Origin of the sequence: Sphingomonas sp. C3-2, from assembly GCF_033025475.1 — a bacterium.
GTDB lineage: Bacteria > Pseudomonadota > Alphaproteobacteria > Sphingomonadales > Sphingomonadaceae > Sphingobium_A.
This window is the reverse complement of the sequence record NZ_CP130322.1, coordinates 2,978,295-2,990,704: the sequence shown is the minus strand read 5'-3', so window position 1 is coordinate 2,990,704 and position 12,410 is coordinate 2,978,295. Positions and strand designations below refer to the sequence as shown.

Annotated in this window: 12 protein-coding genes; all 12 read left to right on the top strand. The window is 65.4% G+C overall.

Features of this window, described 5'->3' with window-relative positions; translation table 11 throughout:
* Positions 1 to 207: 207 nt before the first annotated feature.
* The 12 genes from QYC26_RS14350 to QYC26_RS14300 all read left to right on the top strand — a co-directional run bounded on the left by QYC26_RS14350 (position 208) and on the right by QYC26_RS14300 (position 12,346).
* Positions 208 to 4,542 carry a strawberry notch-like NTP hydrolase domain-containing protein gene (locus QYC26_RS14350; RefSeq protein WP_317512903.1) on the top strand — a complete coding sequence of 1,445 codons (4,335 nt, stop codon included), beginning with the start codon at positions 208 to 210 and terminating at the stop codon, positions 4,540 to 4,542.
* Positions 4,543 to 4,556: 14 nt separating this feature from the next.
* Positions 4,557 to 5,609, top strand: a complete 1,053-nt coding sequence (locus QYC26_RS14345; RefSeq protein WP_317512902.1) for a toprim domain-containing protein — start codon at positions 4,557 to 4,559, stop codon at positions 5,607 to 5,609.
* A 365-nt stretch (positions 5,610 to 5,974) separates the two neighbouring features.
* Positions 5,975 to 6,913, top strand: coding sequence for a DUF2493 domain-containing protein (locus QYC26_RS14340; protein WP_317512901.1), 939 nt, complete (start codon positions 5,975 to 5,977; stop codon positions 6,911 to 6,913).
* A 36-nt stretch (positions 6,914 to 6,949) separates the two neighbouring features.
* Positions 6,950 to 7,660, top strand: coding sequence for a thermonuclease family protein (locus QYC26_RS14335; protein WP_317512900.1), 711 nt, complete (start codon positions 6,950 to 6,952; stop codon positions 7,658 to 7,660).
* Positions 7,661 to 8,336: 676 nt separating this feature from the next.
* Positions 8,337 to 8,753, top strand: a complete 417-nt coding sequence (locus QYC26_RS14330; RefSeq protein ID WP_317512899.1) for a single-stranded DNA-binding protein — start codon at positions 8,337 to 8,339, stop codon at positions 8,751 to 8,753.
* A 440-nt stretch (positions 8,754 to 9,193) separates the two neighbouring features.
* Positions 9,194 to 9,367 (top strand): hypothetical protein, encoded by a 174-nt coding sequence (locus tag QYC26_RS14325; RefSeq protein ID WP_015460458.1) that lies wholly within the window; start codon positions 9,194 to 9,196, stop codon positions 9,365 to 9,367.
* A 137-nt stretch (positions 9,368 to 9,504) separates the two neighbouring features.
* Positions 9,505 to 9,717, top strand: a complete 213-nt coding sequence (locus QYC26_RS14320) for a helix-turn-helix domain-containing protein (protein WP_015460457.1) — start codon at positions 9,505 to 9,507, stop codon at positions 9,715 to 9,717.
* Between the two features lie 180 nt (positions 9,718 to 9,897).
* Entirely contained in the window at positions 9,898 to 10,161 is a 264-nt protein-coding gene (locus QYC26_RS14315) for a DNA -binding domain-containing protein (protein ID WP_317512898.1), read from the top strand.
* Positions 10,162 to 10,377: 216 nt separating this feature from the next.
* Positions 10,378 to 10,548, top strand: coding sequence for a transcriptional regulator domain-containing protein (locus QYC26_RS16810; protein ID WP_411197654.1), 171 nt, complete (start codon positions 10,378 to 10,380; stop codon positions 10,546 to 10,548).
* Entirely contained in the window at positions 10,469 to 11,110 is a 642-nt protein-coding gene (locus QYC26_RS14310) for a DNA -binding domain-containing protein (RefSeq protein WP_411197653.1), read from the top strand. Before QYC26_RS16810 ends, QYC26_RS14310 begins: the two co-directional genes overlap by 80 nt.
* A 96-nt stretch (positions 11,111 to 11,206) precedes the next feature.
* Complete coding sequence (locus QYC26_RS14305) at positions 11,207 to 11,470, top strand: helix-turn-helix domain-containing protein (protein ID WP_317512896.1); 264 nt, start codon at positions 11,207 to 11,209, stop codon at positions 11,468 to 11,470.
* 3 nt (positions 11,471 to 11,473) lie between these two features.
* A complete protein-coding gene (locus QYC26_RS14300) occupies positions 11,474 to 12,346 on the top strand; it encodes a replication initiator protein A (protein ID WP_317512895.1) in 873 nt (290 codons plus the stop codon).
* Positions 12,347 to 12,410: the final 64 nt, after the last annotated feature.

Here is a 12,410-nt window from a genome sequence, read left to right as displayed (position 1 = left end):
GCGGCCCCGTCATGGGGTCGCCCATTTTTTTGTTCGCATGTCAGAGTCTCGTATCGATCCGGTCGGGCTGGCGCAGGATGCGCAGTTTGCATTGTTCGGAACCCGTAATCTCGGAGAGGAAGTGGAAAGCCGGAACGGGGTGAGCCTGGCGGGTTGAGAGAGAGGGTCCGCCGGTTTGCGATCCCGCACCTCTTCCGGAGATTCCCCATGACCTTCACACGTTCCACGGCACTCGCCGCCGTGCCGCTTGGCGCTGCGCGTCATTTCGCCGATGCCGCCGAGAAGCTGCTTGCCGCCGCGCAGCTCATCCTGCCTCACCTCGAAAGCGGCCGTCCCGTCGACGCGCCCGCGCTGCGCGGCGCGATGGAAACCGCTTTCGGCGGGTCCGACGCCGAAGGGCTGTGGGACTGGAAGGCGGCCTATGACGCCTGCGAGGCAGCTCAGACCCTGTTCCTGCGGAAATACGCCAATACGCTCTTCCGCAAATACGCTGATCCGCAAGCACGTCTCGCGTTGATCGAGAAGATCGCGGGGTTGATGCCCACCCATACCCGCCGCTCGGAAACCTCCCAGGCGCTCCAGCAATTCTCGACGCCGGCCGGCCTCGCCTATGTCGCCGGCGTCGCGGCCGGTTTCCAGCCGGGCGAGCGCGTGCTCGAACCCTCGGCGGGCACAGGCCTGCTGGCGATCCAGGCCGAGATTGCAGGCAGCCGTCTCATGCTCAACGAGCTGGCCGAAACCCGCGCCGCACTGCTCGACCTGCTGTTCCCGCAGGTCGGCGTCACCGCGCACGATGCCGCTCATATCCACGACTATCTCGATCCCGCCGCCGTGCCCGACGTGGTGGTGATGAACCCGCCATTCTCGGCGATCGCCCATGTCGATGCCCGGATGAAGGATGCGGCGCTGCGCCATATCGGCTCGGCGCTGGCCCGCCTGCGGCCTAGCGGCCGTCTTGTCGTTATCACCGGCGCCTCCTGCGCGCCCGACAATCCCGCCTTCACGCAAGCGTTTGTCGCACTCCAGGAGCGTGGCCGCGTCCTGTTCTCGGCGGCGATCGACGGCCGCGTCTATCGCAAGCACGGGACCACGATCGACACGCGGCTCACCGTCATCGACCGGACGCCTGCCGATGATCCGCGCCGTTTCCCTGACGCTCCAGGCGTTGCCCCCGATACGTCCGCACTGTTGGACATGGTGCTGGCTCAGGTGCCGCCGCGCACCCCCGCACCAGATGCCCCGCCGCCCGGCGCGCCGCTCGCCGTCCAGACGATGGCTGCTCGCCCGGTACGCCGCGTCGCCGCTGCCCGGCCCGTGGTTCCAGCGCCCGTGATCGAGGGCATCGAGCTGGCCTATACGCCCTGCGCTGAAGCTGTCCCGGGTCACGGCCATCTGACCGATGCGATCTACGAGCCCTATGCGCTCCAATCAATCCGCATCCCCGGCGCCCGGCCGCATCCGACTCCGCTGGTCCAGTCGGCGTCGATGGCTTCGGTGCCGCCGCCGGTGCCGAGCTATCGGCCCTCGCTCCCGGCGCATCTGGTCGATGACGGCATCCTCTCCGACGCCCAGCTCGAATCCATAATTCTCGCGGGCGAAGCGCATGGCGAACATCTCGCGGGTGCCTGGACCGTCGACAAGACCTGGGACGTTATCTCCGCCGCACCGGACGATGCCAAGGCCGCCGTGCGCTTCCGGCGCGGCTGGATGCTGGGGGACGGCACCGGCGCGGGCAAGGGCCGCCAGGTCGCCGGCATCATCCTCGACAACTGGCGGAAGGGCCGCCGCCGCGCGGTCTGGGTGAGCCGCTCCGAGACCTTGCACCAGGACGCCATGCGCGACTGGGAGGCGCTCGGTCAGGAGCGTCTGCTGGTGACGCCGCTCTCGCGCTTCCGCCAGGGCAAGCCGATCATGCTCGACGAGGGCGTCCTGTTCACGACCTACGCCACGCTGCGCTCCCAGGATCGCGGGGAGAAGGCGAGCCGCGTCCAGCAGATCGTCGACTGGCTCGGGGCAGATTTCGACGGGGTGATCGTGTTTGACGAATCCCACGCGATGGCCAATGCTGCCGGTGGCAAGAGCGACCGCGGCGATCAGGCGCCGTCGAAGCAGGGCCGTGCAGGCCTGCGGCTCCAGCACGCGCTGCCGGACGCGCGCATCGTCTATGTCTCTGCGACCGGCGCGACCACCGTGCAGAACCTCGCCTATGCCCAGCGCCTTGGCCTCTGGGGCGGCGAGGATTTCCCGTTCGCCACCCGCGGGGAGTTCATCGGCGCGGTCGAGAATGGCGGGGTCGCGGCGATGGAGGTGCTCGCCCGCGACATGAAGGCGCTCGGTCTTTACTCGGCGCGGTCGCTCTCCTTCGACGGCGTCGAATATGAGATGCTCGAACACGCGCTGACCGCGCCCCAGATCGCCATCTACGACGCCTATGCCGGGGCGTTTCAGGTGATCCATAACAATCTCGACGCGGCCATGCGCGCCGCCGGCAGCAACCTCAACAGCCAGGCGAAGTCGGCCGCCCGCAGCGCCTTCGAGTCGGCGAAACAGCGTTTTTTCAATCACCTTATTACGGCGATGCAGACCCCGGCGATGATCGCCAGCATCGAACGCGATCTCGAAGCCGGCCATGCCGCCATCATCCAGATCGTCTCGACCGGCGAGGCCCTGCAGGAGCGCCGCCTCGCCGACATCCCGACCGAGGAATGGGATGATGTTCGCGTGGATGTGACGCCCCGTGAATATGTTCTCTCCTACCTCGAACACAGCTTCCCGGTGCAGCTCTATGAGCCCTTCAGCGACAGCGAAGGCAACCTTTCGTCCCGGCCCGTCACCGACAAGGACGGCCATCCGGTTGAATCGCGCGATGCCATCGAACGCCGGGACCGGATGATCGAGCGGCTCGCTTCGCTGGCGCCGGTTCCGGCCGCGCTCGACCAGGTGCTTCACCATTTCGGCACGGATGTGGTCGCGGAGGTCACAGGCCGCTCGCGGCGCATCGTCAAGCGGCGCGGATCGGACGGCATCGACCACTTCGTCGTCGAGAACCGGCCGGGCTCGGCCAATATATCCGAGACCGACGCTTTCCAGAGCGACGCCAAGCGCATCCTGATCTTCTCGGACGCGGGCGGCACCGGGCGCAGTTATCACGCCGATCTCGGCGCGAAGAACCAGCGCCTGCGCGTCCATTATCTGCTCGAGGCGGGCTGGAAGGCCGACAATGCGATTCAGGGCTTCGGCCGTTCTAACCGCACCAACCAGAAGCAGCCGCCGCTGTTCAGGCCGGTCACGACCAATGTGAAGGCGCAGAAGCGGTTCATCTCGACCATCGCGCGGCGGCTCGATTCCCTCGGCGCGATTACGCGCGGCCAGCGCCAGACCGGCGGCCAGGGGCTGTTCCGGCCCGAGGATAATCTGGAATCCTGGTATGCGCGCGATGCGCTGCGCCAGCTCTACCGGCTGATCTTCAGCGGCAAGGTCGAGGGCTGTTCGCTCGGCGAGTTCGAAGCCGCGACCGGCCTGACGCTCGGCGATGAGGGCGGTCTTCGGGACGAACTGCCCCCGATCACCACCTTCCTCAACCGGATGCTGGCGCTCACCATCGACCTCCAGAACATCCTGTTCACGCGGTTCGAGGATCTGCTGACCGCCCGCATCGAGGGGGCGATTGCGAGTGGAACCTATGAGCTGGGACTGGAGACGCTCCAGGCCGAGAGCTTCAAGATCGTCGACCGCGCTACCATCTATACCCATCCGGGCACGAGAGCGGAGACGCGATTGCTGACCATCGAACGCAAGGACCGCAACAGGCCGGTGACGCTAGATGACGCCTTCGACCATCTGCGCGATCGCCGCGCCAGATTGCTGGTCAACGCGCAGTCCGGACGTGCTGCCGTGCAGATACCGACGCGCGGCCTGCAACTAGATGATGGAAGCGTGGAAGCGCGCATCCGGCTTGTCCGGCCGATGGAATCGACGTCGCTTCCGCTCGCGGCCATGGCGGAAACCCAGTGGCGCGAAGCCGATCGAGGCGCGTTCGAGCGGGCATGGCAGGCGGAACTTGTCGATGTGCCGGAGTTTGCGACCAGCACCATGCACATCGTCGCCGGGCTTCTGCTGCCGATCTGGAAGCGGCTGCCGCAGGAATCCACTCGCGTCTACCGGCTCCAGACCGACGACGGCGAGCGCATCGTCGGCCGCCGGGTGTCGCCTGCCTGGGCGGCGACCGCCACCGTGAACGACAATGGCCCTGTGCTCGCGCCCGACGCCGCCTTCACGGCGCTGATGAATGGTCAGGCCATCCTCGATCTCGCCGAAGGGCTCCAGCTTCGCCGGGTGCGCGTCATGGGCGTGCACCGCATCGAACTGGACGGTTTCACCGACACGATGCGGGATCGGCTGAAGGCGATGGGACTGATCTCGGAGATCATCTCCTGGAAGCTGCGGCTGTTCATCCCGACCGGAAGCGACGGCCCCACCGTGCTCGCCCGACTGCTGGAGCGGTATCCGCTTCAGCGGGTCGGCGAGCGCCATGCGGCGTGACGGAGGGATGTGAGATGAAAAACTCCGCCACCGACATTGCGCAGCGTCTCGCTGATAATGCCGAGAGTGTCTGTCGCCGCTATCTGTCGACAGGGCATCGCGAAGGCCGCTACTGGCTGGTGGGCGATGCCCGCAACACGCCCGGTCGCAGCCTCTATGTCCGCCTGGTCGCCTCTCCCGATGGAGGCGCGGCCGGCAAATGGACCGATGCCGCGACCGGCGATCATGGCGATCTGCTCGATATCATCACCATCGCGGGAGGCCATGCGCGGCTGCGCGATACGCTGGAGGAAGCCCGGCGCTTCCTCAGCCTGCCGCAGCCATCGCCCCGGCATGCGGGGGCCAGATCGCGGCGGGAACCCAAAGCGCCGTCCGGAACGCCGGAGGCTGCCCAGCGTCTGGCCGCAGCATCGCTTGCCGTTCACGGCACCCTTGTCGCGGACTATCTCACAGGGCGAAGCATCGCACCGCTGCAAGCCGGCGATCCGCTCCGCTTCCATCCGCGCTGCTACTATCGAGCATCCCGGAAAGATCGCCCGGGCACGCGTCGGGCCTGGCCGGCGATGATCGCTCTCGTCACCAATCTGGCCGGCGCGATCACGGGCGTGCATCGCACCTGGCTCGATCCCACGACGATCGATAAAGCGCCGGTCGCCTATCCCCGCCGGGCGATGGGCCATCTTCTCGGCCACGGCGTTCGCTCCGGGCGCGCTGGTCCGGTGATGGTCGCCGGCGAAGGCATTGAGACGATCCTGTCGCTCCGCACGATCATGCCGGCATTACCCGCAATCGCCGGGCTATCGGGCGCCCACCTCGCGGCCATACGGTTCCCGCCGGATCTTCGGCGCCTCTATATCGCTCGCGACGAGGATTCCACGGGAGCCGCTGCGGAAAGCCTGTTGACCCGCAGGGCTGCCGCAGCCGGGATCGAGGCTATCCCGCTGGCGCCGATGCTCGACGATTTCAACTCGGACCTGCATGGTCTGGGGGCGGATCGGCTGCGGACGCATCTGGCGCCTCAACTGCGGGACGAAGATGCCGAGCGTCACCTTCTCCTGTCCGGCTGAAGGCCGGGAAGTGGGAGTTCGGCTTTGTCGTCACCGGCGAAGCTATGTCGCGTCATAGGCGCCATTTCCGCTGAAGAGGCCGCGCCCACGCCTTCATAGAGGGCGACAGAAGCAGCAGGCGTCCAGCGAGCACAACGGACGCCGGGGGCTATTTCCCGCCGCGCCCGCGAGCGGCCGCTTTGCATCGCGAAGCAAAATAGCCCCCTCTTGTCCGTCCTCCGCTTTGCTCCGGCCGCCATCACGCGCCCGAAAGGGGCGCGCGCACGCATGGCGCTTGGCGGTGTGCGCGCCGTCCGGCCCGCTGCCTTTCGTCGCCATGAAGGCCGCGAGGGTCGCGGCTCCCAGACTAGAACAGGCGACATCCCATGAACGACAGCAACGATATTCCCGCTGACGAGCCCGAACACGCCCAATCCCAGATGGCCTATCTACTCGAAGAAATGCAGCTCTATGGCTACCGTCCCTTCGAGGACGAACCCGATCAGCGCCCACTGCCCGAATCCCGTCTCGTCGATGGCGCGGTGGCCGATATGTTCGACGGCATGGTCTCGGCGCTGGTCGACACGCGGATCGAACCCGACCTCGAAGACATCCTCTGGGGACTGGTCAACGTCTTCCAGAGCGGCATCAATCGCGTCGAACGCGAACTGGATGATAACGAGGTGGCGCAGAAGCGGATGCAGCGCGAACAGGACGGCTCGGAGGTGAAGTCGTTCGAACTCGAGCGCGCGATCGCCGAGGGCGTGACCATGATCGAGCGGCGCGATACGTTCGAATATCTGCGCGACGCCGCCGCCGACCAGTACCGCAGCTTTATCAAGAAACCCTGGCTTCCCCGGTCCGGTTCGAAGGTCAATCGCAAGGCGCTGACCTCGGCGGTCATCGCCAGCAAGGACTTCATCAACGACCGCAAATGGGCCGACAAGCAGGTGCTCATGCCCAAGGGTGTTCGCATCGCGGTATCGTCGGGTACGACCTTCAACGATACGCGGCTGATCTGGTCGACGCTCGACAAGATCCGGGCCAAATTTCCCGACATGGTGTTGATCCATGGCGCGACCGAAAGCGGCGGCGAACATATCGCAGTGCTCTGGGCCGACCAGCGCGGCGTGCCGAGCGTCCCCATCAAGCCCGACTGGAAACTCGGCAAGGCCGCACCGTTCAAGCGCAATGACGAAGTGCTCGCCGCCATGCCGAAGGGTTTGATCGTGTTTCCGGGCACCGGCATCCAGTCGAACATCCGCGACAAGGCCAAGGCGCTCGGCATCAAGGTCTGGGATTTCCGTCACCTGGGCGGCGCGTAAGCGCCGCCCATCCTCGCATTCTCTCGATCGGGCGATATGGTGCCCTCGATCATGAACATCATGTGCAACATAGCTGCTGGCCTTCTCGCGGCGTTATCCTTCGGCCTTCCGGCTGCGAGTTACGCGGCCCCGCCCATCGAGGGCCGGGCCAGCGTGATCGACGGCGACACGTTCGATCTCGGCCGGGAACGGGTGCGGATTTTGGGAATCGACGCCCCGGAGCTGGCTCAATCCTGTACCGATGCAGCAGGTCGGTCATGGCCATGCGGTCAGCGCGCCAAGGCGGCCCTGCGGACCTGGCTCGGCAGCGCCTCCGTTCGCTGCGTTCCGGCCTATCGCGCCCAGGGCGGCCGTCCCGTCGCGCGCTGCACCGCCCGCGGCCGCGATATAGGAGGCTGGCTGGTCGAGAATGGCTGGGCGCTCGATTTTCCGCGCTACAGTGAAGGCGCCTATCGCACCGCCGAACAGGGCGCCCGGCGTCGCCGCATCGGCGTCTGGGCCGGGATGATCACACCGCCCTGGGAATGGCGCGTGGCCCGCGAAGACGAGCGACGCAGGGCATCGGCCGCGCCGCCAAATCCGCGCTGCCCGTTCAAAGGCAACATCAATGCGGATGGACGCCGGATCGTCCATGCACCCGGCCAGCGCGACTATGCCGCCGTCAGGATCGACACCGCGCGGGGCGAACGCTGGTTCTGTTCGATCGCGGAGGCCCGGCGTGCCGGTTGGCGTCCAGCATTGCGCTGATCGATACACGGGCGCGGCCAGATAAGCAGGCAGCACGGATCGAGCCGCCAGCCCTGCTGCATTCCGATCAGAGCCATCACAGTGTCTCGTTACGTTGGACGCGCACCGCAGCGTCGCCGCTATTCGTGAACGGGCAGTTCGGTCCCAGTGCTGTGTCTCGCATCGTGCATCACAGCGTCCTCTCCCTGCTGTCAGGTCCAAGGTCGTGGAAGAGGCGTCCGCACCACCTTAACGCCTGTTGCCTGGTCTGACCTGTCGCGGCTGTCGCTGCGTGATGGCGTAGGGTGGCGATCAGCGGCGGCCTGAATTGCGAAGACATGTGCCGTAAGGCCTGGGCGGTCGGGTGCGCGAGGTTGGAACGGGTTCGTCTTTCAGATGAGGCGTCATTTCGGCTCAGAGCCAATGCGCCAGAGTTGCCGTGGTTTCGCGGTTATCGCCGTCATGCGTCGATCGAGGGTTCGTTCCCTCCGACTGGCGAATCCCTAAGTCCGTTCCATTTCCGCCAGCAACCCCGGCGGCGCCGGACCGAGTTGCCGCTGAGCGGCTGCCCGCACCACTCCGGGCCTATGGGGTCAGGCCGCCGCCCGAGGGCGGCGATGCAGACGGCTCTGGACGGCCTTCATCCGGGCTTCGTCGGAGGGACGGTCCCTCGGATCTGAAGCAACGGAGATACATCATGCAGAACATCGTGATCCTCGCCGGCAACATCGGCGCCGAGCCGGAAAGCCGCAGCACCCAGGGCGGAACCAACATCACCAGTTTTCGCCTCGCAACCTCGCGTCCCCGCTACGCGGCCGGCAAGGCGCTTCGCGACGACCAGGGCCGCCGCCTCCAGGACACCGAATGGCACCGCATCACCGCATTCAACGGCCTGGGCAAGACGGTTCAGGACCATTGTACCACGGGGATGAAGGTTCTGGTGCGCGGCCGCATCCACTACACCGAATGGAACGATCAGCAGGGCGTGAAGCGCTACGGCTGCGAGATCATCGCCGAGACGATCGACTTCCTCAGCCGGGGCAAGCCCGCTCAGGACAATGGCGGCGAAGGCGGCAGCGGCAGCTACGACATGGACGATGACATCCCGTTCTGACCAGAACGCAGCATGCCCGGCGGAGCGATCCGCCGGGCCTTTTTTCATGCCGACGCCCGCGGGGATCGGGGCGCGGCGCCGACACCGCCATAACATGCTGCCAGAGGCTCCCGGGTCGGCGCGACATCCGAGGTGATCGCGAATGGCGCGGGCTGTTCAACGTCGCAGCCGAGACAGCGGACATGCACGGAAGATTCGAGGCAGAGGGACGCTTATCGACACGGACATCACGCTCGCTTCGCCGCCGGCGCCATCCCCGCTCACATTGGCTCTTTCCTTGGTCTGGCCCAAGGCCTGACGCCATCAACCCGTAAAGGGTCCGCTACGCTTCGCGTGCGGCCTTCAGGCTGCGCCTGCGCGGTGATTGCGGCCATGCGCCCGACACTTCGGGAGCCTGTCGAGTGGGGATGCCCCCCGCGACGAAAGACAGGAGCTCAAAAATGTCCACGTCGCTCAAAACCGTATCCGCCTATGCCTGGAGCCTCGCCCGCAGCCTCATGGTCAATATCATCGTGTTCCGCACCGAAGCCGGTCTTTTCAGCGCAATGCCGGCCAGTGAATGGGACGGCGACTCGGCGAGCATCGTTCGCGAGTTTGATCCCTTCGCCTGGTAAGGCGAAGCGGGGCCGCAGGTCGGCCCCGCTTTCCTGAAACCCAGAAGCGCGCTTTTGCGTAGATGCGCAGATACGTATTTACGATTCCCTAGTATATTGGGTGGTCATGGGTTAGGCAGAGCGGCGACGTCCCCCGCATGAGCCTGCGGGAGATCGTCGCCACGAATTTGCGTCAAATGCGTCATGCCAAGAGCCTGTCGCAGGAGGAGCTTGCCGATCGTGCAGGTGTCAATCGCAACTATATCGGAATGCTGGAGCGTGAAGAACACGCCGCGACGGTCGATATGCTCGAACGTATCGCCGCGATACTCGAAGTCGATCCGATCGAATTCTTCCGCAAGGCAGATTGACGTTCCAGCGGTATTGTCGTCGGGACTGGTTGGACGAGCACCATCTCGTTTCCGAATGCGCACCCCCGGCGCGATGATTGTGTCGAGACGCCGCCGCTTTCACCATTATCCCCCGAAGAGGATAATTTCACCCCGACGACCGGAGAACTGGCGCGCCGCGCGCCGGGCGGACCGCTGAAGATGGCGTTCCCCGATTTCGATGATCACCCGCCGCAATCGGAGCGTGTGACCCGCTACGACGAACGCCATTTCGTCACCTATCTGCGAATGCTGGAGGCAGATGAGGAAGGCGCGCATTGGCATGAAATCGTCCGCATCATCTTCGATCTTGACCCAGTTCGGGAGCCGAAGCGAGCATGGGGCGTCTACGAAAGCCATCTGGCGCGCGCCAAGTGGATGACCGAGACCGGCTACCTCCATCTCCTTCGTGGTAGACCGCATTAGACCGAATGGATCGACAGCCCGCAGCTATTCGAAGTCGCGGTGAACTCCGTAGCGCGCCTGGCTCTTCCGGGGGGCAACAGCGCGGGCAAGCTCTTCGACAGTCCCGAAAAAGGGGCGACAGGGAGAGGTGCGATGCCAACTGCCAGCAATTGGCGGTCGCAAACGATCGCCGCGGAAACCGCCAATCTCGATTATGCCGATTTTGCCTAGGAGTTCCTGCGGCACAACAAGGAATACCGGCGGCAATACGCTCGATATGCCGCGCGCAGGAACGGCGCTTCATCAAAGGAGACCCTCAGCACGGGCTTTGCCCGGCGCTGGGGGTTGGTGTTTCCCGATCGATCCCCAGGTTTCCGCGGCAGATTGTCCTGCGCTCTGGCGGCCTGAGATTGCTCCCGGAACCGTTGTCCTGACGCATCCGCCGCATGGTCATGCGACCAAGGGGCGGTTTGAGCCGGAACGATTGGGGCTGATCCTCGCCGATCAGAGTGATCAGGATGGCCGCCACCTCGTCATCAACGACCCTGGCGGCCGCTTGCGCCTGTGGCTCGCCGAACCGGAAATAGAAATCGATCCGGTCATCATCCTGATCCCGGACAGCAACTATGCTTTGCGGCGGGCCGTTGCCGATCGTCTGGCCCGCCGACTGCACGGCGCCGTGGGCGGGCGCGTGCCCACAGCGTTTCGGCCGACAGAATTCCAGCGGATGAGGCTGACCTTCCTTCTGCATCTGCTCGGCCTCCTCGCGACGGGCCTCAGCACGCGCGAACTCGCTGATGCCGCCGTCTATCCTGAACTTGGCCTTCACGGCTCCGATTGGCGTGGCGCCAACGAACGTCGTCAGGTCCAGCGGCTACGAGACGAAGCAATCCACCTCAGCGAGAGCGGATATCTCGACCTGCTGCGCGGTCGAAAGCCGCCGCCCGGTGCGACATTTCCCGCGCCGTGATTTTGCCCACTCTCCCGATCCGATCAGCATACGCCAGCCTTGTCTCCGCCACTACGCGCTCGCCCCGTGCGGCCTGCGCTTCGACGGAGACCGACGATGCAGCCCAATCCCGCAGATGATGCGCCACGCTTTCTGAAAACCCCTGATGCCGCGAAGCGTCTGGGCCTCTCGCCGCGCACGCTGGAGAAACATCGCTGCTTCGGCACCGGCCCGATCTACCACAAGCTCGGTGGCCGCATCGTCTACACGGTCGCCGACATCGACGAATGGGCAGCGGCCGGGATGCGCCGGTCAACGTCCGACCCGGGACCGGGCATCGCCACCACGAGACGGGCGGCTGCTGGCGAGCGCGGACGCTAATCCGTGTCAGCCAATCGTCTCTCCGCCCAGCAGCTCGACCTGTTCCGTCCGATCGCTGGAGATATCGCCCCGCGTGACGCCCAGGATCTGATGAGCTGGCCCTTCTTCTCGCTCGCCAAGAGCAAGCGGGTCGCGCCGATCCTGTTCCGCATGGGCGATGTCTCGATCCATGTCGAAGCCACGCCGGAACATGGGATGGCGACCATCTGGGACGCCGATATCCTGATCTGGGCGGCAAGCCAAATTGTCGAAGCGAATGACGCGGGCCTGCCCACCTCGCGTCTCATCGCCGCCACGCCCTATGACATCCTGACCTTCACCCGGCGCGGCACCGGCAAGGCGAGCTATGAGCGGCTGCGCGCCGGCCTCGACCGGCTTCAGTCGACCACGATCGCCACTAGCATCCGTCAAAACACCCAGCGTCGGCGCCATCGCTTCTCATGGATCAATGAGTGGCGTGAGCGTCTCGACGGCCAGGGCCGCGCGCTCGGCATCGAGATGATTGTACCCGACTGGTTCTACGCCGGGGTGCTGGACCATGCGCTCGTCCTCACCATCGACCGCGCTTATTTCAGCCTGACCGGCGGCCTGGAACGCTGGCTCTATCGCATCTGCCGCAAGCATGGCGGGCGTCAGGAAAATGGGTGGAGCTTTGATGTCGCCCACCTTCACCTGAAGTCGGGCGTCCTCTCGCCCCTCAAGCGGTTCAGCTTCGATCTGCGCGATATCGTCCGCCGTCAGCCGCTGCCTGGATACCGCCTGACGCTCACCTTCGAACTTGGCCGCCATCGGCTGAACTTCGCTCCGCTCCCCATCGATCCGCTCGACGCCGCCATGCGGCGGATGGGCTATCCGCCTGTGGATAAGTTGCCATGAGACACGGACTATCAGGAACCGCGACTATCGGACGATCAGGAACCCGATCCTCGGACTATCGGGA

Coding starts and splice junctions, on each gene's coding strand:
- QYC26_RS14330 (WP_317512899.1), top strand. CDS start 8,337: ATGCAGAACATCGTGATCCTCGCCGGCAACATCGGCGCCGAGCCGGAA.
- QYC26_RS14325 (WP_015460458.1), top strand. CDS start 9,194: ATGTCCACGTCGCTCAAAACCGTATCCGCCTATGCCTGGAGCCTCGCC.
- QYC26_RS14345 (WP_317512902.1), top strand. CDS start 4,557: ATGAAAAACTCCGCCACCGACATTGCGCAGCGTCTCGCTGATAATGCC.
- QYC26_RS14305 (WP_317512896.1), top strand. CDS start 11,207: ATGCAGCCCAATCCCGCAGATGATGCGCCACGCTTTCTGAAAACCCCT.
- QYC26_RS14335 (WP_317512900.1), top strand. CDS start 6,950: ATGGTGCCCTCGATCATGAACATCATGTGCAACATAGCTGCTGGCCTT.
- QYC26_RS14340 (WP_317512901.1), top strand. CDS start 5,975: ATGAACGACAGCAACGATATTCCCGCTGACGAGCCCGAACACGCCCAA.
- QYC26_RS14315 (WP_317512898.1), top strand. CDS start 9,898: ATGGCGTTCCCCGATTTCGATGATCACCCGCCGCAATCGGAGCGTGTG.
- QYC26_RS14350 (WP_317512903.1), top strand. CDS start 208: ATGACCTTCACACGTTCCACGGCACTCGCCGCCGTGCCGCTTGGCGCT.
- QYC26_RS14320 (WP_015460457.1), top strand. CDS start 9,505: ATGAGCCTGCGGGAGATCGTCGCCACGAATTTGCGTCAAATGCGTCAT.